The sequence below is a fragment of the Streptomyces asoensis genome (assembly GCF_016860545.1).
GTDB classification, from domain to species: Bacteria; Actinomycetota; Actinomycetes; order Streptomycetales; family Streptomycetaceae; genus Streptomyces; species Streptomyces asoensis.
This window is the reverse complement of the sequence record NZ_BNEB01000005.1, coordinates 2,998,713-3,021,505: the sequence shown is the minus strand read 5'-3', so window position 1 is coordinate 3,021,505 and position 22,793 is coordinate 2,998,713. Positions and strand designations below refer to the sequence as shown.

Here is a 22,793-nt window from a genome sequence, read left to right as displayed (position 1 = left end):
GCCTTCGCGCAGCTCCGCGTTGCCCGGCCGTTCGCCCCTGGACTACGTTCTGTGAATGCTCACCCCACGGCCCCGGTTCCGCCTGCTCGGACCCCTGGACGTCGAGGTCGACGGACAGGCGGTCGTCCTCACCGGCCGGCAACGGGCGCTGTGCGCCGTACTGCTGCTCCACGCCAACCACGTCGTCTCCGTCGACCGGCTGATCCAGTGCCTGTGGGACGACCGGCCGCCCGGCGCCGGCGCGGCACGGGTGCGCGCCCTCGTCGCCGAGGTGCGGCGGGCGCTCGGCCCGGCGGGGACGGAGCTGCTGACCACCCGGCGGCCCGGCTACGTCATGCACGCGGGCCCGGACGAACTCGACCTGCTGGCGTTCGAGAACCTCATCCGGGAGGCCTCGCGGGCCGCGGGCCGCGGTGACTGGCGGACCGCCCGGCGCTGCGGCGGGCAGGCCCTCGCGCTGTGGCGGGACGAGCCGCTGTCCGACCTGCCGGAGGCCGCGGTGCGCGAGGCCGAGCGGCAACGCCTCGGCGAACTGCACCTGGTGGCCCGGGAGGGCGTTGCCGAGGCGGGGATCGAGACCGGCCGCCACCGGGAGGCCATCGCCGAACTCCTGCGGCTGACCGCCGCCCATCCGCTGCGCGAGCGCCCGCACGGCCTGCTGATGCGCGCCCTGCACCGCGACGGCCGCAGCGCCGAGGCCCTGGAGCTGTACACCGCGCTGCGCCGGCGCATGGTGGACGAACTCGCCATGGAGCCCTCCTCCGACCTCAGGGACCTGCACCAGCGGCTGCTGCGGGGCGGCGGCTCGGGGGCCGCCCCTCCCGCGCGCCCCGCGCCCCCGTCCGCGCCCGGGCGTCCCGTGCCGCGTCAGCTCCCGCACACCCCACGCCGTTTCGTGGGACGCGAGCGGGAACTCGTCCGCCTCGACTCCTGTCTGCGCACCGCCGAACCACTCGCCCTGATCGTCGGACCGGCGGGCGTCGGCAAGAGCGCCCTGGCACTGAACTGGGCCCACCGGGTCGCCGACCGCTTCCCCGACGGCCAGCTCTTCCTCGACATGCGCGGCTTCGACAACGCCGAGCCGATGACCCCCGAGGAGGCGCTGCCGCTGCTCCTCCAGGGACTGGGCTGCGCCCCGCGCGACATCCCGCTGGGCGCCGGGGCACAGACCGCGCTGTACCGGACGCTGCTCGCGGACCGCAGGGTGCTGGTCGTCCTCGACGACGTGGCCGACGCCTCGTACGTACGGCGGTTGCTGCCCGCCTCAGCGGGCTCGCTGACATTGGTGACGAGCCGCGACAGACTCAGCGGCCTGGTCACCCTGGACGGCGCCTACCGGGTGTCCTGCGACGTCCTCGACGGCGCCGCGGCACTGGAGCTGATCAGCGGGGCGGTCGGCGCGGAGGCGGTGGCCGCCGACCCGGAGGCCGCGGCCCGGCTGGTCGAGCTCTGCGACCGCCTGCCGCTCGCGCTGTGCGTCGCGGGGTCCTGGATCGGCGACCGGCCAGGCAGTATCCGCGCGTACGTCCGGGACCTCGCGGACCGCGGCCGGCTGGCCCGGCTGCACGTCGAGGGCGAGGAGTCCGTCGCGGTGCGGGCCGCGCTCGACCTGTCGTACGGGGCGCTGCCCGACGACGCCCGGCACGCGTTCCGTTCGCTGGGCGTCCTGCCGGGCACCGGCAGGTCGGTCCCCGCGGCCGCCGCCGCGGCCGGCACCGACGAACACCGCCTGGCCGACCTGCTGCGGCTGGCCCAGCGGGTCCACCTGCTGCGTGACGTCGAGCACGGCCGTCCGGCCTGGCACGACCTCGTGCACGAGTACGCCCGGGACCGCACGGCCGCCGAGGACACGCCCGAGGAGCGGGCCCGCGCCGTCACCCGGGTCCTCGACCACTACCTCCAGAGCGTGGTCGACGCGGCGGCCACGGCCGGCCTGTACGTCATGCGCAACCGGCCGCCCGCCGTCGAGGGCTCCCTGCCGCGGAAGTTCGCCGACGCCGAGGAGGCCTACGCCTGGCTCGACGACGAGTGGGACGACCTCGCGGCCGCGATCGGGCACGCCGCCGAACACGGCCCGGCGCGCTATGTGTGGTGGCTGGTGGACGCGCTCCAGGACCTCTTCCACCACCGGCGTCCCCTCTCCGACTGGATGCGGCTCGCCGGTCTCGCCCGGGAGGTCGCCGCGCGCGACGGCGACCAGGTCGGCCAGGCGTCCATGTGCCTGTCCCTGGGCAGCGCCCGCTGGCGCAACGGGGACCTGCGGGGAGCCCTGGCCGAGTACGAGGAGGCGGAGGAACTGGCGCGCAGCGCGGGCTGGGCGTACGGCGAGGCCGGCAGCCTCCAGGGCAAGGGCGTCACCCTCAAGCTGCTGGGCGAACTGCGCCGGGCGCTGCCCTGCTACGACCGCGCCCTCGCGCTCTACCGCACCCTGGACAACGTCAAGAACGTCGAGATCATGCTGATCAACACGGCGTCCCTGAACCTCGCCCTGGGACGCCTGGACGAGGCCGAGAAGGCCGCCCTCGCGGCGCTCGACCTGATCGGGGACACGGTCCACCACAACCGCGCGATGGCCCTCGTCAACCTCGCCCTGGTCCGCCAGCGGCAGGCCCGGTACGAGGAGGCGACGGCCGCGCTGCGCACCTGCTTCCTGGTCTCCCGTGACTCCGGGTCCGCCTACACGGAGGCCGTCGCCCTGGAGGCGCTGGGCCGGGTGCACGCCGACGCGGGCCGCGACGAGCGCGCGCTCCTCGCCTACGAGGACGCCCTGGCCGTCTCCCGCAGGGTGGAGAACCGCAACTGCCAGGTCGACAGCCTGGTGGGGCTCGCGGCGGTGAAGCTGCGCGCGGACCGCGCCGAGGAGACGGCGGGGCACCTGGACGACGCCTTCGAGATCGCCGAGCGCACCGGCCACCGCGCGGGCCTCGTCGAGGTCCTGCTCACCCGCGCCGACCTGGCCCGCGCCCAGGGCCGCCCGGCCGAGGCCCTCGACCACCTGGAGCGCGCCGAGCGCCTCGCGGCCGACGGCACCCCCCTCGCGCTGCCCCGCATCCACCTCACCACGGCGCTGACCCTCATGGACCCCGGCTCCGGGCCCCGCGGCGCCGGTGACGACCCGCTCGCCCGGGCCCGCGCCGCGGCGGGCCGGGCCGCCGAACTGGCCGGGGAATCCGGGCAGCGGCTGCTGCACGCCCGTGCCGCACAGGCCCTGGCCCAGCTCCACGAGGCCGGCGGCGACAGCGCGGCCGCGCACGAGGCCGGCGCGGCGGCGGCCGCCCTGTACGCGGCGCTGGACCCGCGTCCGTCGTCCGACGGGCACCGCCCGCCGCCCCGCCATCGTCATCGTGAGCTCCCTCCGGACGCGGAATCCCGCCTGACCCTGTATCTGACCGAGCACTTCGACGCCTGAAGCGGCCGCCCCCCCCGGCGGCGCCGCTCAGGCGGACGCGGCCGACGCTGCGTACGCGCCGGCGGGCCGCGGCCGCAGCCTCGGGTCGCGGGCGAGGATCCGCTCGTGCAGGGACCGCAGCTCCGGGCCCGGTTCGCAGCCCAGCAGGTCGACCATCCGCAGCCGCAGCACCTGGTAGCAGTGCAGCGCGTCGGCCTGCCGTCCCCCGCGGTGCAGGGCGAGCATCAGCAGGCCCGTGACCTTCTCGTCGAAGGGGTGCATCTCCGCCAGCCAGTGCAGCTGCGGCAGGCACTCCTCGTGGCGTCCCGCCCGCAGGTACAGCTCGGTGCTGGCGATCAGCGCCTCCCGGTGCTCGCGCCGCAGCGTCACCCGGGTCGACTCCGCCCACGGCGTGCGCACGTCGGACAGGGGTTCGCCCCGCCACAGCTCCAGGGCCTGTGCGTAGAGGCCGACGGCCGCGTCGCTCTCACCGGCGCGGGCCTCCTGCTGCGCCCGCCGGACGAGGGCCCGGAACCGCGCGGTGTCGACGCCGTGCTCGTCGATCGCCAGGACGTACCCGCCCCGCTTGCGGATCAGCTCGAACCCCTCGGCGCACTGACCGTCGGCCCGCAGCGCCTTGCGCAGCCGGGTGGCCTGGATGTACAGGGCCTCCCGCGGATGCTGCGGCCGGCGTTCCTGCCAGACCCGCTCGATCAGCGTCTCGTCGGCCACGAACGCGCCGGGGGTCCAGGCCAGCGCCGCCAGCAGCAGTTTGGTGCCGTGCGGAAGCGGCAGCTTGTCGCCGCCGGAGCGGGCGCGTGCCTCGACGCATCCCAGCAGCTGAATCTCCATGTGCCCCCCGTTGCGTCCGTTCGGTCGAGGACCACTGTGCAGGCGCGGTGTTCGGCTCGTGCATGGATGCTGCACGGGGTGGCTGCCGCCGGCTGCGTGAACGGTGCGGTGGCGCGGGCGTGCGGGCGCGGAGAGAGGGGGGAGGGGGCGGGAGCGAGTGAAGGCCCGCGCTGGGTGAGCGCGGGCCTTCTTCCCCTGGACCGGACGTTCATGGGCTCGGGTCAATGGGCCGGGAAAGTCCGCTCCGAAAGGGGGCGGCTGACGAAAAGGGGTGTGTCAGGCCGCCGCCTCGGGGTCCTTGGCGAGACGCTGCGCCGGCACGTCGGCCACGACGTCCGCGGTCTCGGGGTAGTGGCACGCCGTCAGGTGACCGGGCTTGTTGCCCTCGACCTGCACCAGCGGGGGCGCCTCCGAGGCGCACTTCTCCGTCGCCTTCCAGCAGCGGGTGCGGAAGCGGCAGCCGGACGGCGGGTTGATGGGCGAGGGCACGTCACCGACGAGGCGGATGCGCTCACGGACCTCGGCGTCGTCGTCCTGCACGGTGGCCTCGGGCACGGCGGACAGCAGCGCCCGGGTGTACGGGTGGCGCGGGTTGCCGTAGAGGTCGTCGCGGTCGGCGATCTCGACGATGCGGCCGAGGTACATGACCGCGACCCGCTGCGAGAAGTGCCGGACGACGGCCAGGTCGTGGGCGATGAAGACGAACGCGATGCCGAGGTCCCGCTGGACCTTCTGGAGCAGGTTGACGACCTGCGCCTGGATCGACACGTCGAGCGCGGAGACCGGCTCGTCGGCCACGATCAGCTTGGGCTCGAGGGCCAGCGCCCGGGCGACACCGATGCGCTGGCGCTGGCCGCCGGAGAACTCGTGCGGGAAGCGGTTGTAGTGCTCCGGGTTGAGACCCACGGTCTCCAGGAGCTCGCGCACCCGCTTCTCCCGGCCGCCGGCCGGGTGGATGTCGTTGATCTCCATCGGACCGGAGATGATCCGGCCGACCGTCTGGCGCGGGTTCAGCGAGGCGTACGGGTCCTGGAAGATCATCTGGATCTCGGACCGGATCGGCGCCAGCTGCCTGCGGCCCGCGTGCGTGATGTCCTCGCCGCGGTAGGCGATCCGGCCGCCCGTCGGCTCCAGCAGCCGGGTGATCAGCCGGCCGGTCGTCGACTTGCCGCAGCCGGACTCGCCGACCAGGCCCAGGCTCTCGCCCTCGGCGACCTGGAAGTCCAGCCCGTCGACAGCCTGCACGGCGCCGACCGTACGCCGGATCGGGAAGCCGCCCTTGATCGGGAAGTGCTTGGTCAGACCGCTGACGTCCAGGAGGGGGGTGGTGCTGCTCATGGTGATGAAGTCCCGTCTTTTGTACGTCAGTTCGTCGCGCTGCCGGCGAGCTCGGCGAAGTACTCGGCGCGCTGGTCGGAGGTCAGGTGGCAGGCGGAACCCCGCCCGTTCGTGATCTCCAGCAGCGGCTGCTCCCTGGAGCACAGTCCCCCCTCGACCTTCTCGGCGAAGGTGCACCGGGGGTGGAAGCGGCAGCCCGTCGGCGGGTTCAGCAGCGAGGGCGGCGAGCCGGGGATCGGGTTGAGCGGAACATCGACGGGGTGGTCGAGGCTCGGCATCGAGCTCAGCAGACCGAGGGTGTAGGGGTGCTGCGGACTGCGCAGCACCTCCTTCTTCGTCCCCCGCTCCACACACCGGCCGCCGTACATGACCAGCACGTCGTCGGCGATGTCGGCGATGACGCCCAGGTCGTGCGTGATGAAGATGATCGCGGTGCCGAACTCCTGCTGGAGGTCCTTGAGCAGGTCCATGATCTGGGCCTGCACGGTCACGTCCAGGGCCGTGGTCGGCTCGTCGGCGATGAGCAGTTCGGGGTCGCAGACCAGCGCCATGGCGATCATCGCGCGCTGGCGCATACCGCCGGAGAACTGGTGCGGGTAGTCGTCCACCCGCATCTCCGGCTGCGGGATCCCGACCCGCTTGAGCATCTCGATGGCCCGGGCGCGGGCCTGGGACTTGGAGGCGCCGGTGTGCTTGCGGTACGTCTCACCGATCTGCTTGCCGATCGTGTGGTACGGCGACAGCGACGCCAGCGCGTCCTGGAAGATCATCGACATCTTGTTGCCGCGCAGCCGCTCGAGCTCCCTCTCGGTGGCGGTCAGCAACTCCTTGTCGTCCAGCAGGATCTCGCCCTCGATCGCCGTGCGGGCGCGGTCGTGCAGACCCAGGATGGCCAGGTTGGTGACCGACTTGCCGGAGCCCGACTCGCCCACGATGCCGAGCGTCTTGCCCTTCAGCAGGTCGAAGGAGAGCCCGTCGACGGCCTTGACGATGCCGTCCTCGGTGGAGAAATGGACTTTCAGGTCCCTGACGGAGAGGAAGGGCTGCTGATCGGTGCTCGTCACGGGGACGCTCCTGGGGGGTGATGCGAGAGGTAGGGGGCTTGGCGGAGGTCAGGCGAGCCGGATCCGCGGGTCGATGAGAGCGTAGACGGCATCGACGATGATGTTGAAGAACACGATCGCGCCCGCGGCCAGGATGGTCACACCCAGCAGCATGGGCAGGTCGCTCTGGTCCACGGACTTCACCGCGAGCCGGCCGATGCCGGGGAGGCTGAACGTCTGCTCGGTGATGATGGCACCGCCGATCAGCGTGCCGAGGTCGATGCCGAACACCGTGACGATGGGACCCATCGCACCCCGCCAGGCGAACCGGAAGAACACGTTCGACTGGGACAGACCCTTGGCGCGGGCGGTGCGGACGTAGTCCTCGCTCAGCTGCTCCACGAGCTGCGAGCGGGTCATACGGGTGTAGTTGGCGGTGAAGATGATCGCCAGGACCAGCCAGGGCAGCAGGAGCCCGGAGAACCAGGCGACCGGGTCGTCGCTCAGCGGGGTCCAGGACGGCTGGTCGAGCCAGCCCAGCTGGGCGACGAAGTAGTACATCGCGATGTAGCCGACGAAGTAGATCTGGAGCGAGGAGCCGAGCAGCGACGCCGAGCTGGCGGCCTTGTCCAGGAGCTTGCCCTGCTTGAGGGCGGCGAGCATGCCCGCGCCGACACCGAGGACCAGGAAGACGGCGGCCGCGCCGAAGGCGAGCGAGAGGGTCGTCGGCAGACGGTCCATGATCGTGTCGAAGACCGGCACGTTGTTGGCGAAGGAGTAGCCGAAGCAGGGCGCGTCGCAGTACCCGTAACCGGCGTAGTCGCGACCGGCGAAGACGCCCTTCAGCCAGTACCAGTACTGCACCGGGATGGAGTGGTCGATGCCCAGGTTCTTCCGGATCTGCGCCAGGTTCTCCGGCGTGCAGTTCTTGCCGCAGGACATCATGGCGGGGTCACGCGGGACGGCGTAGAAGAGCCAGAAGGTGATGGCGCTGATGATCAGGAGGATGACCAGCGCGCCGGTGACCCGGCGGACGAGGAAGCGGAACATGAGGCGTGACTTTCCGGACGGGGCGCCGTCGCCGCGGTAAGGAGAGGGGGGTGGACCGCAGGGGGTGGCCGTGGTGACGGCCACCCCCGGGGGGCGTGCGCTTACTTCTTGGCGTAGAGCTTGCAGAGTGCGACGCAGGTGTTGGCGTTGTCCCACAGGACGTTGCCGACCTTGGAGCCGTACAGGTAGTTACGGATCTTGTGGTAGTCCGGAACGACCGCGGCCAGCTCCATGATCATCTTGTCGATGTTGCCCCAGGCCTTGTTGGCCTCGGCCACGTCCGAGATCTGGGACGCCGCGTCGATGGCCTTGTTGACGCTCGGGTCGTTCAGCTGGGCGTAGTTGCTGCGGCCGTCGCCGATGTTCTTGCCGCTCCAGCAGGGGTAGAACTGCGAGTAGCCGTTCGGCCAGTCCGGGCTCCAGCCGGCCGCGAACAGGTCGAAGTCGTTGTCGATCTTGCCGATCTGGGTGTAGAAGGTCGACTTGTCGACCTGCTTGTTGACGACCGTGAAGCCGGCCGCCTCCAGCGCGTTCTTGATGGCGACGGCGGTCTTCACCGCGGTGTCCGACTGCTGGTAGGCGATGACCAGCTTCTGGCCGACCTTGCCGGCCTCCTTCAGCAGGGCCTTGGCCTTCTCGGGGTCGCCACCCGGCTTCTTGTCGACGCCGTACAGGTCGAACTTGGTGTAGCCGGGGGTCACCGGGGCGAAGATCGTGGTGGCGATCTCCTGGCTGTAGGCGCCGCCGCCGATGGTCTGGAGCTGCTGGTGCGGCCAGGCGTAGTTGATGGCCTGGCGGACCTTGAGGTCCTTGATCCGGGTCATGTTGATCGGCCAGTAGTAGGTGACCGTGTCGACCGCGGTGAGGACGCGCTTCTTGAGGTCGGCGTTGGTGAGGACCTGGGCGATGCGCTCGGGCGCGACCTCGTTGAAGATCGGCACCGCGTACTGGTCGGTGCCCTTGTCCGCGATCCAGCGGTCGGTGGAGGCGACCAGCTCGTAGCCCATCTGGAACAGGTACTTGTCCGGGTAGGCGTTGCGGATCGGGTCCGTCTTCGGGTCCCAGTGCTCGTTGCGCACGAAGGTCATCGACTTGCCGATGTTGCGGCTCTCGACCTTGTAGGGGCCGCAGGAGATCGGCTGCTTGTCGTACTTCTCCTTGGTGTCGTGCTTCTTGGGCACCAGGGAGTACGCGCGCATCGCGAGCGTGAAGTTGAAGTCGGCGCGGGCTTCCTTGAGGCGGAAGGTGATGGTCTTGCCGTCGACCTCGATGGAGTCGAGCTTCTTGCCCTCGTAGGGACCCTTGTACTTGTCGCCGCCGACCAGGAAGTCCTGGACGTAGCGCGGGCCCTCGGTGACGAAGGTGGCGAAGAGGCGCTCGAAGGTGTGGCGGAGGTCGTCGGCGGAGACCTCGGCGCCGTCCTCCCACTTCAGACCGTCCTTCAGCGTGAAGGACCAGGTCTTGCCGCCGTCCTTCATGGTGCCGGCGTCGGTCGCGGCGTCGCCGACCAGGGTGGCGTTGCCCTTGGCGTCCAGCTTGTAGCCGGTCAGACCACGCATGATCGGGACGGTGATGGCGGCCTCGGTCGAGACGTAGATCTGCGCCGGGTCCATGTGGTCCATGTCGAACTGCTGGAGCGAGTAGATCGTCCCGCCCTTGACCGCGCCGGGGACCTCGGCGGCCGGGCCGGTGGAGTCGGCCTTGGTGCCGACCGGGATCTCGACGGTCTTCGACCCGGCGACCTTGGGGGCCTTGTCCTGCGAGGAGCCCCCCTCGCTGCCGCTGCTGCAGGCGCTCAGCACCGACGTCGACGCCGCGGCGACGCCGGTGGCGATGAGGAAGTTTCTGCGCGAGAAGGACATGCTGCCTGCCTTGAAGTGGGAGTGATGAGAGAGATCCGGCACCCCGGCGTCCTTGCCGTGGTCCTCGAAAGGGCCGGAGCTAGCGCTTGGACTTGGGGTCGAGTGCGTCACGCACCGAGTCGCCGAGCAGGTTGAAGGCGAGGACGAAGATCACCATGGACAGGCCCGGGAAGAGCATGAAGGTGAGGTCCTCGGTGTAGAAGCTTGCACCCCGCGCGATCATGACGCCCCAGTCCGGGGTCGGGTCGATCATGCCGACCCCGAGGAAGGCGAGACCGGCCTCGGCGGTGACGTACGCCGGGAGCATCAGCGTGCTCTGGATGATGATCGGCGTCCACAGGTTGGGCAGCAGCTCCTTGAAGACGATACGCCCCGGTGACGCACCCGTGACCTTCGCCGCTTCGACGAACTCCCGTTCCCGCAGGCCCAGTACCTGGCCGCGCAGCAGTCGGGCGATGGACGCCCAGCCGAAGGCGGAGAGGACGATGATCAGAGCCGTGGCCCGCAGCCAGGTCGGGATCTCCTCGTCGGGAGCGACGAAGAGGCCGAAGACGACCGGCATGAAGGCGATGAAGAAGAGCGTGGAGGGGAACGACAGCAGGATGTCGATGACCCGGCCCACGAGATAGTCCGTCTTGCCGCCGAGGTAGCCCGCGGTGGTGCCGATGACCACGCCGAGGACCACGGTGAGGATGGTGGCGGCGAGCGCGATGCCCAGGGAGTTGCGGATCGCGTAGAGCAGGAAGGTGAAGACGTCACGGCCGAGCTGGGGCTCGATGCCGAACCAGAACTCGGAGCTCATGCCGCCGTTGGGCCCGGCCGGGTAGGCGAAGGGGTTGAGCAGTTCCGGACGCTGGCTCGCGTACGTGGTGTAGGGGTCCTTGCCGTACAGCTTGGCTATCAGCGGAGCAGCGAGCGCGGTCACGAAGAAGAAGATCACGACATACGCGGATATTACGCCGGTGCGGTCGCGCTTGAAGCGCTTCCAGGCCAGTCTGCCGGGCGACCGGCCCTGGCTGGCCTTCGCGACGTCCGAAGTGGCCGGCTTCAGGACGCTGTCGTCGGTCACCTCAAGCGGGGCAGCCGCTGATGGAGTTGGGGGGGTCATGGCGATGCTCCTGGCCCAAGGGAGGGTCTGATGACTCCGCAGGGCTCTCCCTACGGGCTACGCCGGACTTTTTCAACGTAATTCATTCAAGGTCAATAAATTCTGGTCCGCCTTGGTCTTCTCTTTACCTTCTTTGCCTCCGCTTGATCGAACCGTAGCTACGCGTGTAGCGCGCCGTAATCGTTCCGTGTCCGAATTCGGGCCAAATGCGCGAAACGGGCAAGGAGTTCGATATTCGGACGCCAGGGTGTCGGAATGCGTACATCTCGGGGTCTTGATCCAACGGTTCGGCAACGGATGCCGGTGATTCGTTGCACACCGGCCGGAAGATCCATTGTGACCTGCGCAGAAGATCCTTTTCGACCCCTCCACAGGAAGCTGCTGCCGGCGGCGGGCGCACTTGTGCCGTCCCCCGAATAGCCCTCCGAAGGCCTCCGGTTGGGCGCGGCCCGTGTGCGTCATGCACCTTTTAAGTTGATATTTACCAGTACTGGTCTCAGCTCTTCGGTGCTGACCGGGGCTCAGGTAAAGCGAAGTCAATGAGGAGGCATCCATGCGTGGAGCCACGCACGCCAAGTGGGCCGCATGCGCGGCGGCGGCAGCACTCGCGGCGACGGCGTGCGGGGGCGGGGGGAGCGGCGGCGGCAGCGGTGACGGCGGCGCGGTGCTCAGCTCCTCCTGGGGAGACCCGCAGAACCCGCTGGAGCCCGCCAACACCAACGAGGTGCAGGGCGGCAAGGTCCTCGACATGATCTTCCGGAGCCTGAAGAAGTACAACCCGGAGACGGGTGCGGCCGAGGACATGCTGGCCGAGAAGATCGAGACCACGGACTCGCAGAACTTCACGATCACCGTCAAGGACGGCTGGACGTTCAGCAATGGCGAGAAAGTGACGGCGAAGTCCTTCGTCGACGCCTGGAACTACGGCGCCAACCTGAAGAACAACCAGAAGAACGCGTACTTCTTCGAGTACATCGACGGCTACCCCGCGGTCCACCCCGCCGACGGGTCGAGCCCGAGCGCCGGCGCCCTGGCCGGGCTCAAGGTCGTCAACGACAAGACCTTCACCGTCAAGCTCCGGCAGAAGTTCTCCACCTTCCCCGACACCCTGGGCTACCCCGCCTACGCCCCGCTGCCCCAGGCCTTCTTCTCCGACCACGCGGGCTGGCTGAAGAAACCGATCGGAAACGGGCCGTACACGATCGACTCCTACACCAAGGGCTCCCAGATGGCCCTGAAGAAGTGGGACGGCTACCCCGGCGACGACAAGGCGCAGAACGGCGGCGTGACCCTCAAGGTCTACACCGACAACAACACCGCCTACACCGACCTGCTGGCCGGCAACCTCGACCTCGTCGACGACGTGCCCGCGGCCCAGCTCAAGAACGTCAAGAACGACCTCGGCGACCGCTACCTGAACACGCCCGCCGGCATCATCCAGACCCTGGCCTTCCCCTTCTACGACAAGAAGTGGAACACCACCGGATCCGACAAGGTCCGAACCGGCCTCTCGCGGGCGATCGACCGCAAGCAGATCACCGAGACGATCTTCCAGAAGACCCGCACCCCCGCCACCGACTGGACCTCCCCGGTGCTCGGCGAGGAGGGCGGCTTCAAGGAAGGCCTGTGCGGGGACGCCTGCGACTACGACCCCGCCGCCGCGAAGCAGCTCATCAAGGAGGGCGGCGGCCTGCCCGGCGGCCAGGTCAAGATCACATACAACGCGGACACCGGATCGCACAAACAGTGGGTCGACGCGGTCTGCAATTCGATCAACAACGCGCTCGGCAACGACAAGGCCTGCGTCGGCAACCCGGTCGGCACGTTCGCGGACTTCCGCACCCAGATCGGCGACCGGAAGATGAGCGGCCCCTTCCGGGCGGGGTGGCAGATGGACTACCCCCTCATCCAGAACTTCCTCCAGCCGCTGTACTACACCAACGCCTCCTCCAACGACGGCAAGTGGTCGAACAAGCAGTTCGACTCGCTCGTCGACCAGGCCAACGCCGAGACCGACACCACCAAGGCCGTGCAGCTCTTCCAGCAGGCCGAGGAGGTCGTGCGCGACAACATGGCCGCCATCCCGCTCTGGTACCAGAACGGCAGCGCCGGCTACTCGGAGCGGCTCTCGAACGTCAAGCTCAACCCGTTCTCCGTGCCGGTCTACAACGAGATCAAGGTCAGCTGACCCGCCATGGGCCGGTACGTGATCCGGCGTCTGCTCCAGATGATCCCGGTGTTCATCGGCGCCACGCTGCTGATCTTCCTGATGGTGAACGTGATGGGCGACCCCATCGCGGGTCTGTGCGGCGACCGGCAGTGCGACCCGGCCACCGCGGCCCAGCTGAAGAAGGAGTTCGGCCTCGACAAGCCGGTGTGGCAGCAGTACCTGACCTACATGGGGAACGTCTTCACCGGTGACTTCGGTACGGCGTTCAACGGCCAGCCGGTCACCGAGCTGATGGCGTCGTCGTTCCCGGTCACCATCCGGCTGACGATCGTGGCGATCTTCTTCGAGATCGTCATCGGCATCACCCTCGGGGTCGTGACGGGACTGCGCCGGGGCCGGCCCGTCGACACCGGGGTCCTGCTGCTCACCCTGGTGGTCATCTCCGTCCCCACCTTCGTCACCGGCCTGCTGCTCCAGCTGCTGCTCGGCGTCGAATGGGGCTGGATCAAACCGTCGGTCTCCACGGACGCCACCTTCGGGGAGCTGATCGTGCCGGGCCTGGTGCTGGCCTCCGTCTCGCTGGCGTACGTCACCCGGTTGACCCGCACCTCCATCGCGGAGAACCGGCGCTCCGACTACGTCCGCACGGCCGTCGCCAAGGGGCTGCCCCACCGCCGGGTCGTCACCCGGCACCTGCTGCGCAACTCGCTGATCCCCGTGGTCACGTTCATCGGCACGGACATCGGCGCGCTGATGGGCGGCGCGATCGTCACCGAACGCATCTTCAACATCCACGGCGTCGGCTTCCAGCTCTACCAGGGGATCCTGCGGCAGAACACCCAGACCGTCGTCGGTTTCGTGACCGTCCTCGTGCTGGTCTTCCTGGTGGCCAACCTGCTCGTCGACCTCCTGTACGCCGTACTCGACCCGAGGATCCGCTATGCCTGAGCCGACGCCGCCGGAGCACCACCTGCCGGGCGCCGGCCGCACCCCGGAGGACGGAGCCATCGCCGACACCGGCATGGGCGGCACCATGGACCTGGCCACGGCGGAGGGCGAGACCCTGGAGAAGGGCCCCGGCGGCCCGGACGCCGGGCCGTCCGAGAAGGCCCGCTCCCTGTGGTCCGACGCCTGGCGCGACCTGCGCCGCAACCCGGTCTTCATCCTCTCCGGCCTGGTCATCCTCTTCCTGGTCTTCATCTCCCTGTGGCCCGGCTCCATCACCTGGCTGAGCCCCCTCAAGTGCGACCTCGCCAAGGCCCAGGAGGGTTCCCAGCCCGGCCACCCGTTCGGCTTCGACGGCCAGGGCTGCGACGTCTACACCCGCGTCGTCTACGGCGCCCGCACGTCCGTCACGGTGGGCGTCCTGGCCACGCTCGGGGTCGCCCTGCTCGGCAGCGTGCTGGGCGGTCTCGCAGGGTTCTTCGGCGGGGCGGGGGACTCGGTCCTGTCCCGGATCACCGACATCTTCTTCGCCATCCCGGTCGTCCTCGGCGGCCTGGTCCTCCTCTCCGTCGTGACCAGCAATACGGTCTGGCCGGTCATCGGGTTCATGGTGCTGCTCGGCTGGCCCCAGATCTCCCGGATCGCCCGCGGTTCGGTGATCACCGCCAAGCAGAACGACTACGTCCAGGCGGCCCGGGCGCTCGGGGCCGGGAACTCCCGGCTGCTGATGCGGCACATCGCGCCCAACGCGGTCGCCCCGGTGATCGTCGTGGCGACCATCGCGCTCGGCACGTTCATCGCGCTGGAGGCGACCCTGTCCTACCTCGGCGTCGGACTGAAACCGCCGACCGTCTCGTGGGGCATCGACATCTCCGCCGCCTCGCCCTACATCCGCAACGCCCCGCACGCCCTGCTGTGGCCCTCCGGCGCCCTGGCCCTCACCGTCCTGGCGTTCATCATGCTCGGCGACGCGGTGCGCGACGCCCTCGACCCGAAGCTGAGGTGACGGCCGGATGCTGCTCGAAGTACGCGACCTGCACGTGGAGTTCCGCACCCGGGACGGCATCGCCCGGGCCGTCAACGGCGTCAGCTACGGCCTGGACGCCGGCGAGACCCTCGCCGTGCTCGGTGAGTCCGGCTCCGGCAAGTCCGTGACGGCGCAGGCGATCATGGGCATCCTGGACATCCCGCCCGGCCGGATCACCGGAGGTGAGATCCTCTTCCAGGGCCGTGACCTGCTGCGGCTCAAGGAGGACGAACGCCGCAAGGTCCGCGGCGCCGAGATGGCGATGATCTTCCAGGACGCCCTGTCCTCCCTGAACCCCGTGCTGTCGGTCGGCGACCAGCTCGGCGAGATGTTCGTCGTGCACCGCGGAATGTCGCGCAAGGACGCGCGGGCCAGGGCCGTCGAGCTGATGGACCGGGTCCGCATCCCCGGCGCCCGGTCACGGGTCGGGGACTACCCGCACCAGTTCTCCGGGGGTATGCGCCAGCGCATCATGATCGCGATGGCGATGGCCCTGGAACCGGCGCTCATCATCGCCGACGAGCCCACCACCGCCCTGGACGTCACCGTCCAGGCCCAGGTCATGGACCTGCTCGCGGAGCTCCAGCGCGAGTACCACATGGGGCTGATCCTCATCACCCACGACCTGGGCGTGGTCGCGGACGTGGCCGACCGGATCGCCGTCATGTACGCGGGCCGGATCGTCGAGGCGGCCCCGGTCCACGACATCTACAAGGCCCCGGCCCACCCCTACACCCGCGGCCTCCTCGACTCCATCCCGCGCCTGGACCACAAGGGCCGGGAGCTCTACGCCATCAAGGGCCTCCCGCCCAACCTGATGAACATCCCGCCCGGCTGCGCCTTCAACCCGCGCTGTCCGATGGCCCAGGACGTGTGCCGTACGGACGTACCCCCGCTCTACGAGGTGGAGGGACCCGAGGGGACCGCCGCCGGCCGTACGAGCGCCTGCCACTTCTGGAGGGAGTGCCTGCATGGCTAGTTCCGCGACGGTCTCGTCCGCCGAGCCGATCCTGGAGGTCAGCGGGCTGGTCAAGCACTACCCGCTGACCCGGGGCATCCTCTTCAGGAAGCAGATCGGCGCCGTGAAGGCCGTCGACGGCGTCGACTTCACGCTCCACCGCGGCGAGACGCTGGGCATCGTGGGGGAGTCCGGCTGCGGCAAGTCCACGGTCGCCAAGATGCTCGTCAACCTGGAGAAGCCGACGGCGGGTGAGATCCGCTACAAGGGCGAGGACATCACCGCGCTGTCGGGCAAGGCCATGCGGGCGGTCCGGCGCAACATCCAGATGGTCTTCCAGGACCCGTACACCTCGCTCAACCCGCGGATGACGGTCGGCGACATCATCGGGGAACCGTACGAGATCCATCCGGAGGTCGCGCCGAAGGGGGACCGGCGCAGGAAGGTCCAGGACCTGCTGGACGTCGTCGGGCTCAACCCCGAGTACATCAACCGCTACCCGCACCAGTTCTCCGGCGGCCAGCGGCAGCGCATCGGCATCGCGCGGGGCCTCGCCCTGCGCCCGGAGGTGATCGTCGCCGACGAGCCCGTCTCCGCGCTGGACGTCTCGGTGCAGGCGCAGGTGATCAACCTGCTGGACCGGTTGCAGAGCGAGTTCGAGCTCTCCTACCTCTTCATCGCCCACGACCTGTCGATCGTCCGCCACATCTCGGACCGGGTGGGGGTGATGTACCTCGGCCGGATCGTGGAGATCGGCCGCGACGCCGAGATCTACGACCATCCGACGCACCCCTACACCCAGGCGCTGCTGTCCGCGGTCCCCGTGCCCGACCCGGAGGCGCGCGAGCGCCGGGAGCGGATCATCCTCGCGGGCGACGTCCCCTCCCCGACCGCCATCCCCTCCGGCTGCCGCTTCCGCACCCGCTGCTGGAAGGCGCGGGAACGGTGCGCGCAGGAGGTGCCGGCGCTCGCGGTCCCGGCGGAGTTCCGGCACGCGAGCGGCCCGGCGGCGCACGACTCGGCCTGCCACTTCGCGGAGGAGAAGCGGGTGGTGCCACCGGAGGAACCGCCGCAGGAACCGCCCGGTGAGCGGCCCGGCGAGGGGGCATAGTGCCGCATATGCGCAGCAACCGCGTTAACACGCAGGCAACTTGACCGACCCGGTTCCGATATACGGACGCGTCAGGGTGAACAGCGTACGGCCGTGCGGGTGCCGTAAGCGGGCCGGGAGCGCCATGTCTCCCGGCCCGTTTTTCCGCACGCGGGCTAGGCGAGTCCGAGCGAACGCTTCAGGAAGTCCAGCTGGAGCAGGAGCAGGTTCTCCGCCACCTGTTCCTGCGGGGTCATGTGGGTCACGCCCGACAGGGGCAGCACCTCGTGCGGCCGGCCGGCGGCGAGCAGCGCCGAGGACAGCCGCAGCGAGTGGGCGACCACCACGTTGTCGTCGGCCAGCCCGTGGACGATCAGCATCGGACGGGCCGGCTCGGCCGGGTCCACCAGACCCTCGTCGTCGATCAGCGAGTTGCGCCGGTAGACCTCGGGGTGTTCCCCCGGGTGGCCGAGGTAGCGCTCCTGGTAGTGGGTGTCGTACAGCCGCAGGTCGGTGACCGGGGCGCCGACCACCGCCGCGTGGAAGACGTCGGGGCGGCGCAGCGCGGCCAGGCCCGCCAGATAGCCGCCGAAGGACCAGCCGCGGACGGCCACCCGGGTCAGGTCGAGCGGGAAGCGCTCGGCGAGCGCGTGCAGGGCGTCCACCTGGTCCTCCAGGGTCACCGCCGCCACCTCGTCCCTGATCGCCTTCTCCCAGGCGGGGGAGCGGCCCGGGGTGCCCCGGCCGTCGGCGACGATCACCGCGAAGCCCTGGTCGGCGAACCACTGGGAGGTGAGGTGGGCGTTGTGCGCGGCCAGCACCCGCTGCCCGTGCGGACCGCCGTACGGATCCATGAGGACGGGCAGGGGGGTGTCACCGACGTAGTCCGTAGGCATAAGCACGGCGCACGGGATACGGCGTGCGCCCCCCTCGGTGAGCTGTACGCGGGGTGACAGACCGGGATCATCCGCCAGGGAACGGACGGTGGCCACGTGCTTTCCGTCCCGCAGCACCCGCGCCTCGCTCCCCGGCCGGTCCGGCACCGCCGACACCAGGACGGTCACCTCGCCCGCCCGTACCGCCGAGTGCACCCCGGGCTCCTGCGAGAGGCGCTCGACGCCGAGCTCGTTCACCCGGTAGACGTGCACCTCGCCGGTTTCGGGCGCGGCCGCGTCCGCCCCGGCCGAGGCCGCGACCAGCACGTCGTGCGCCGTGACGTCCAGCACCGCCCGTACGTGCAACTGGGCTCCGGTCAAAGGGCGTTCGCCCACCGCCAGGACCCGGGCGCCGCCTTCGTCGGCGATCCTGACCAGCTGTCCCGACGGGCTCCAGCACGGCGCGCCAGGGAAAAGATCCAGCCAAATCCGATCTTCGTCGGCGTGCACCATCCTGGTCGCCCCGGAGTCGGTGTCCACCGCCAGATACAGCTGACTGCGCTGGTCGCGCGCCTGTACGAGCAGCAGCGGCGCTCCCGCTCCTGACCAGTGCACTCGCGCCAGATACGGATAGCGCGCCCGGTCCCACGCGACCTCGGTGCGCACCCCGTCGAGTCCGAACACGAAGAGCCGCACCTCGGCGTTGGCCGTCCCGGCAGCCGGGTAGGGCACGTGTTGTGGGTCACGTTTCGGCTGGGCGGGATCCGAGATCCACCACCGCTCCACCGGCGTGTCGTCCACGCGTGTGACCAGCAGCCGGTCCGATTCCGGGGACCACCAGAAGCCGCGCGAACGCCCCATCTCCTCGGCCGCGATGAACTCGGCCAATCCATAGGAAACCGTGTCCGATTCCGGCTCCGCGACCGCCCGGTCGTCCCCGCCCTCGGCTCCCACGACCCGCAGGGCGCCCCCGGCGACGTAGGCGACGAGCCGCCCGTCGGGGGACGGCCGGGGGTCGATCACCGGCCCCGGGACCGTGAGTTCGCTCGCCGTCCCGGCTTGCAGCTCCGCCGTGAAAAGCCGCCCTGACAAGGCGAAAGACGCCAGCTCGACCGCCCCGTCGGTGGCGTAGCCGACGATCCCCGCACCGCCCTCACGGCTGCGCTCGCGCCGGGCGCGCTCCTGCGGCGAGAGGTCCTCCGCGGCACTGCCGAGCAGGGTCCGCGGGTCGGCGGCCGGACGTTCCGTGCCGTCCGCGGGATCGAGGACCCACAGCGCGCCCGTGCGGTCCGTGCCGGAGCCGGAACGCAGGAACACGACCCGGGAGCCGTCGGGCGCCACCGTGAACGAACGCGGCGCGCCGAGGGTGAAACGCTGGGTGCGTGCGTGCCTGCGGGGGAAGGAGTCGGAGTCGGTCGTCATCCCCCGACCATATTGGCCATGCGACCCCCTTGTGCGGCTGTGCGCCGCGAGATGCGCGCCCACACATAGTTATGATCACTAGCGCTGTGTGGGTATGAACCTGCTGGCTGATGTATGGATTTACAAGTTCCCTTGTTCTGCTTTTGCCCCCACGTTCCCGGGTTCTTGGAGGTGAACCGCCGTGGCACTCTCGATTTCGGCGGTGGTGCTGCTGGCGATCGTCGTCTTCTTGCTGGTCAAGAAGTCGGGACTGAAGGGCGGTCACGCGGTTGTCTGCATCTTGCTCGGCTTCTACCTCGCATCCTCGACGATCGCGCCGACGATCAGCGACCTGACGACGAGCGTGGCGAGCATGATCGGCAGCATCAAGTTCTGACGCGTGCCGACCCGGGGCTCCGGCGGGCGACCGACCGGAGCTTGCCGCAGGCTGCCTCGTTCCGCACCTGCCCCGCGTCCTGATCCGTAAGCTTGGCGGACCGGGAAGTGTGGCAGCGCTGGGGGCGGGGCGCGTGGACGGACACAACGCTGACGATCGGCTGCGGGAGCCGGCCGAGGCGTCGCCCGTTCCCTGGGCGGCGAGGCCGGCGTACCGGAGGCCGACGTCGAGTGGACCGTCAGCCCTCGGACGCGTACGGCACGAAGTCGGCCCAGGCTTCCGGCGAGAGCCGGAGTCGGGGGCCGGCGGTGTGCTTGGAGTCGCGGACGTGGATGGTGCCGGGGGTGGTGGCGATCTCGACGCAGGACTCACCGTCGGGCCCGCTGCTGTAGCTGCTCTTGAACCACGCCGGTTCGGATGGGCCCCCGGCGGCGTGCTTGCGGATCATGTCTCTCCCAGCAGTTTCTCGATGAGGATCAGCGACTCCCCTGGGCGGAGAGCCTGCGCCCGGATGGTGCCGTACCGCAGCTCAAGGATGCGGAGCTGCCTCAGGTCGGTTGTCGGACGGCCACTGAAGGCCCCGTCGGAACGGCCTACTCCTGTGCCGTCCTCGAACTTCAGCAGCTCGATCCTGCCGCTGAGGCCAGGGTGTGCCCCGCTGTCCATCGGCATCACCTGAAGCGTCACGTTGTTCAACCGCCCTACCTGTAGCAGGCGTTCGAACTGCTGTCGCCTCACCATTGTGCCCCCAACGTTGCGGCGCAGCGTCGACTCTTCCAGGACGAAGCCCAGTGCGGGCGCAGGTGACCGCTCGAAGACGGATTGCCGTGCCATGCGAGCCGCAACCAGCCGCTCCACATCTTCCGGCGTGTAGGCGGGCTGCCAAGATTCCAGCAAGGCGCGTGCGTGCTCGGGAGTCTGCAACAGCCCATGAATGTTGTTGCACTCGTACACCCCGATCTCGACCGCCCTTGCTTCCATGGCCGCCAGATCCCGCACCTTCTTCGGATACCGGACCCTCTTCACGTCCTCCTTCATCGCCGAGAGCAGCCCGCCCGCCCCCAACACCCTGTCGGCCTTGTCCAGGTACTCGGGGCGGGGGATCCGCTTGCCGCTCTCGATCTTGTAGACCAGGTCCTCGCCGTACCCGACCGCCAACCCGAAGTCGGCCGCGCGCATCCCCACGGCCTCTCGCCGCAGTTTCAGCTGTCGTCCCACCGTCTCCACGACGGCGGTGCCCCACTCGTCGTCCGGGTCCACTTCCCAACCCGGTTCGTCCGTCTCCTCCTTGAGCTGGACCGGCTTGCCGTTCACCTGCGTCATTCCGCACCCCTCCGTCACCCGGACCGACAGTCCGGACACGACCGGACAACGCCCGGACAGTCACCGTACGCAACGGCTCCATCACTGTTCACGGTAAGCGGGAGCGGCCACTCTGAGTCACGTGATCCAGGAATCCGTCTCCGCCGGGACCCGGCCCGGCCAGCACTTCCGCAACTTCAGCGTGCGGTTGTCTCCCACTCCTCGCGGAGCACGCCTCGCGCGTCTGCTGACCGCCGAGCAACTGCGCTCCTGGGGCGTGCCGGTGGACCCGGCCGGCCAGATCGTCGCCGAACTCGCGGCGAACGCGGTGACCCATGGGCGCGTGGCGGGCCGGGACTTCAGGCTCACGCTCTACGTCATCGCGCACACGCTCCGCATCGAAGTGACCGACACGGCGGGGGATCGCCCGCCCCGGCCACGGCATCCGGGCCCGGACGCCGAATCAGAGTCCGGCCGCGGGCTGTTCCTGGTCGAGGCGCTCGCCGACCGGTGGGGCTGGGGCCCGGAACTGCGCCCGCGCAAGACGGTGTGGGCCGAGGTCGCACTTCCGCCGGATGACGTTCAGGGCCGCCACGGCTCCTGACCGCCAGAAGCCCCGGACGGGGCGACGCGCGTCCGTCACCGGAACCCGGATTCTCAGGCTTCGGGGCAAGTGGCGCTCATTCCAAAGGACCACGACGCCGGAGAAGGAACCCGACCAAGCCCCACCCCTCCCGCCCGTCGAGCAAACTCACTCCCGCGAGTGAATATGCCCAACTCGGCTGGATTCGTGACGGGTTGCCTGCCTTACGCTCAGCGCAACGCAGGGACCCCGATGCGGAACCCAACGCGACACCACGACCCCAGACATGCGACGGCCCCCGCCGGGACTGCAATCCCAGTGCGAGGGCCTGACCACCGAGGAAGAAGAGGCTTCCCGATGGACACCCAAGACCCTAGCGCGACCCCACGCCCCGAGTCCCGTAATGCGGGCAAAAACCACCCCCATGTGGGCGGACTCACCCACGACAACGCCCGTCACACCACCCGCTTCACGGTGATCGGCAACCACCTCGCCCAGCACCGGGAGCTGTCGCTCCTGGCGATCGGGCTGGGCGTGCACATCCAGTCGCTGCCGAAGGGCGCACGCGTCGACATCAAGTCCCTCACGGCCCGCTTCCCGGAGGGCGCCACCCGTATTGCCGCCGCCCTGCGCGAACTGGAGTCCCACGGCTACCTGCGCCGAGAACGCTCCCGAATCCCGGGCGGCCGGATCGTCACCCGCACGGTCTCCTGCAACCAGCCCGGTCGTCACCGCCGGACGGTCGCCGCCTCCGGCCATGGCCATGCCGCGGACTCCCCCGCCCAGCCGAAGAGGCGCACACCGCGCAAGTCCCTGCCTGCCGTACCCCGTCCGGCCTATCCCGCCCCTGCGCTTCTCCGGGCGGCCGAGGACGTCCTCGGCCGCCTGCGCCGTCACGACCCCCGCCTCCTCCTCTCCGCCTGCGACACGGCCCATCTCGCTCCCGGCGTCGCCGCCTGGCTGGAGCGGGACGTCTCCTCCGACGCCGTCCGCCAGGCCCTCACGGCCGACCTTCCGCCCGAAGGCCTCCGCCGTCCCGCCGCCCTTCTGGCCCACCGGCTCACAGCCCTGCTGCCACCACCGCCACCGCTGCGTGCGCCCGTGGCACCATCGTCGGTTGTCCCGCACCGGATGCGGAACTGCGACGGCTGTGACCGCGGCATCCGCTCACCCGAGCCGGGCACCCGCTGCCGCGACTGCCGGGAGCGGTCGGCGGCGGCTCTCTGAGACCCCACAAGCAAGGAAAACGCCGAGTGGGCCGCACAGCCCGTGCCCATCGGTCCGCAGTGGTGGGCCTCCCTCATCCTTCTACAAGTCGTACATCTCCGAAGAGATCCGTGACGAGGGTCGGGCCCAGGGGCGTGCTGAGGACATCGTGCTCGTACGTACCAGGCTCGGCTCGGG

Annotated in this window: 18 protein-coding genes; 9 read left to right on the top strand and 9 right to left on the bottom strand. The window is 69.9% G+C overall.

Annotation, left to right across the window (positions count from 1 at the left end):
* Positions 1-55 precede the first annotated feature (55 nt).
* Positions 56-3,409, top strand: coding sequence for an AfsR/SARP family transcriptional regulator (locus tag Saso_RS35855; RefSeq protein WP_189920107.1), 3,354 nt, complete (start codon positions 56-58; stop codon positions 3,407-3,409).
* A gap of 27 nt (positions 3,410-3,436) precedes the next feature.
* Here Saso_RS35855 and Saso_RS35850 read toward each other — a convergent pair whose 3' ends face one another.
* The 6 genes from Saso_RS35850 to Saso_RS35825 all read right to left on the bottom strand — a co-directional run bounded on the left by Saso_RS35850 (position 3,437) and on the right by Saso_RS35825 (position 10,602).
* On the bottom strand, positions 3,437-4,240 hold the full coding sequence (locus Saso_RS35850) for an AfsR/SARP family transcriptional regulator (protein WP_189920105.1): 804 nt from the start codon (positions 4,238-4,240) through the stop codon (positions 3,437-3,439).
* 276 nt (positions 4,241-4,516) lie between these two features.
* Complete coding sequence (locus tag Saso_RS35845; protein ID WP_189920103.1) at positions 4,517-5,578, bottom strand: ABC transporter ATP-binding protein; 1,062 nt, start codon at positions 5,576-5,578, stop codon at positions 4,517-4,519.
* Between the two features lie 26 nt (positions 5,579-5,604).
* On the bottom strand, positions 5,605-6,642 hold the full coding sequence (locus Saso_RS35840; RefSeq protein WP_189920101.1) for an ABC transporter ATP-binding protein: 1,038 nt from the start codon (positions 6,640-6,642) through the stop codon (positions 5,605-5,607).
* Positions 6,643-6,690: 48 nt separating this feature from the next.
* Positions 6,691-7,671, bottom strand: coding sequence for an ABC transporter permease (locus tag Saso_RS35835; RefSeq protein WP_189920099.1), 981 nt, complete (start codon positions 7,669-7,671; stop codon positions 6,691-6,693).
* 101 nt (positions 7,672-7,772) lie between these two features.
* Positions 7,773-9,575 carry an ABC transporter substrate-binding protein gene (locus Saso_RS35830; RefSeq protein WP_455712494.1) on the bottom strand — a complete coding sequence of 601 codons (1,803 nt, stop codon included), beginning with the start codon at positions 9,573-9,575 and terminating at the stop codon, positions 7,773-7,775.
* Positions 9,576-9,612: 37 nt separating this feature from the next.
* On the bottom strand, positions 9,613-10,602 hold the full coding sequence (locus Saso_RS35825) for an ABC transporter permease (RefSeq protein WP_189920097.1): 990 nt from the start codon (positions 10,600-10,602) through the stop codon (positions 9,613-9,615).
* A gap of 592 nt (positions 10,603-11,194) precedes the next feature.
* Between Saso_RS35825 and Saso_RS35820 the strand changes: the two genes are divergently transcribed.
* Genes Saso_RS35820 through Saso_RS35800 form a run of 5 tightly spaced genes read left to right on the top strand, consistent with a single transcriptional unit; the run spans position 11,195 to position 16,852 of the window.
* Positions 11,195-12,829, top strand: a complete 1,635-nt coding sequence (locus tag Saso_RS35820) for a peptide ABC transporter substrate-binding protein (RefSeq protein WP_189920095.1) — start codon at positions 11,195-11,197, stop codon at positions 12,827-12,829.
* Positions 12,830-12,835: 6 nt separating this feature from the next.
* Positions 12,836-13,759 (top strand): ABC transporter permease, encoded by a 924-nt coding sequence (locus tag Saso_RS35815; RefSeq protein WP_189920094.1) that lies wholly within the window; start codon positions 12,836-12,838, stop codon positions 13,757-13,759.
* Entirely contained in the window at positions 13,752-14,762 is a 1,011-nt protein-coding gene (locus Saso_RS35810; protein ID WP_189920092.1) for an ABC transporter permease, read from the top strand. The genes Saso_RS35815 and Saso_RS35810 overlap by 8 nt, the downstream gene beginning before the upstream one ends.
* A 7-nt stretch (positions 14,763-14,769) precedes the next feature.
* Positions 14,770-15,762: an ABC transporter ATP-binding protein gene (locus tag Saso_RS35805; protein ID WP_189920090.1), complete on the top strand. Its 993-nt coding sequence runs from the start codon at positions 14,770-14,772 to the stop codon at positions 15,760-15,762.
* Entirely contained in the window at positions 15,755-16,852 is a 1,098-nt protein-coding gene (locus tag Saso_RS35800; RefSeq protein ID WP_189920088.1) for an ABC transporter ATP-binding protein, read from the top strand. Before Saso_RS35805 ends, Saso_RS35800 begins: the two co-directional genes overlap by 8 nt.
* 155 nt (positions 16,853-17,007) lie before the next feature.
* On the opposite strand, the gene Saso_RS35795 is transcribed toward Saso_RS35800, so the two are convergent.
* Complete coding sequence (locus Saso_RS35795) at positions 17,008-19,128, bottom strand: S9 family peptidase (RefSeq protein WP_189920087.1); 2,121 nt, start codon at positions 19,126-19,128, stop codon at positions 17,008-17,010.
* A gap of 181 nt (positions 19,129-19,309) precedes the next feature.
* On the opposite strand from Saso_RS35795, the gene Saso_RS35790 reads away from it, so the two are divergent.
* Complete coding sequence (locus tag Saso_RS35790) at positions 19,310-19,504, top strand: hypothetical protein (RefSeq protein ID WP_062641281.1); 195 nt, start codon at positions 19,310-19,312, stop codon at positions 19,502-19,504.
* Between the two features lie 238 nt (positions 19,505-19,742).
* Here Saso_RS35790 and Saso_RS35785 read toward each other — a convergent pair whose 3' ends face one another.
* Both Saso_RS35785 and Saso_RS35780 read right to left on the bottom strand, forming a co-directional pair.
* Positions 19,743-19,952 carry a DUF397 domain-containing protein gene (locus tag Saso_RS35785; RefSeq protein ID WP_189920085.1) on the bottom strand — a complete coding sequence of 70 codons (210 nt, stop codon included), beginning with the start codon at positions 19,950-19,952 and terminating at the stop codon, positions 19,743-19,745.
* On the bottom strand, positions 19,949-20,827 hold the full coding sequence (locus Saso_RS35780; RefSeq protein ID WP_189920084.1) for a helix-turn-helix domain-containing protein: 879 nt from the start codon (positions 20,825-20,827) through the stop codon (positions 19,949-19,951). Before Saso_RS35780 ends, Saso_RS35785 begins: the two co-directional genes overlap by 4 nt.
* Positions 20,828-20,948: 121 nt before the next feature.
* Here Saso_RS35780 and Saso_RS35775 point away from each other — a divergent pair, with 121 nt between their 5' ends.
* A complete protein-coding gene (locus Saso_RS35775; protein ID WP_189920082.1) occupies positions 20,949-21,410 on the top strand; it encodes an ATP-binding protein in 462 nt (153 codons plus the stop codon).
* Between the two features lie 336 nt (positions 21,411-21,746).
* Positions 21,747-22,616, top strand: a complete 870-nt coding sequence (locus Saso_RS35770; RefSeq protein WP_189920080.1) for a helix-turn-helix domain-containing protein — start codon at positions 21,747-21,749, stop codon at positions 22,614-22,616.
* Positions 22,617-22,793 lie beyond the last annotated feature (177 nt).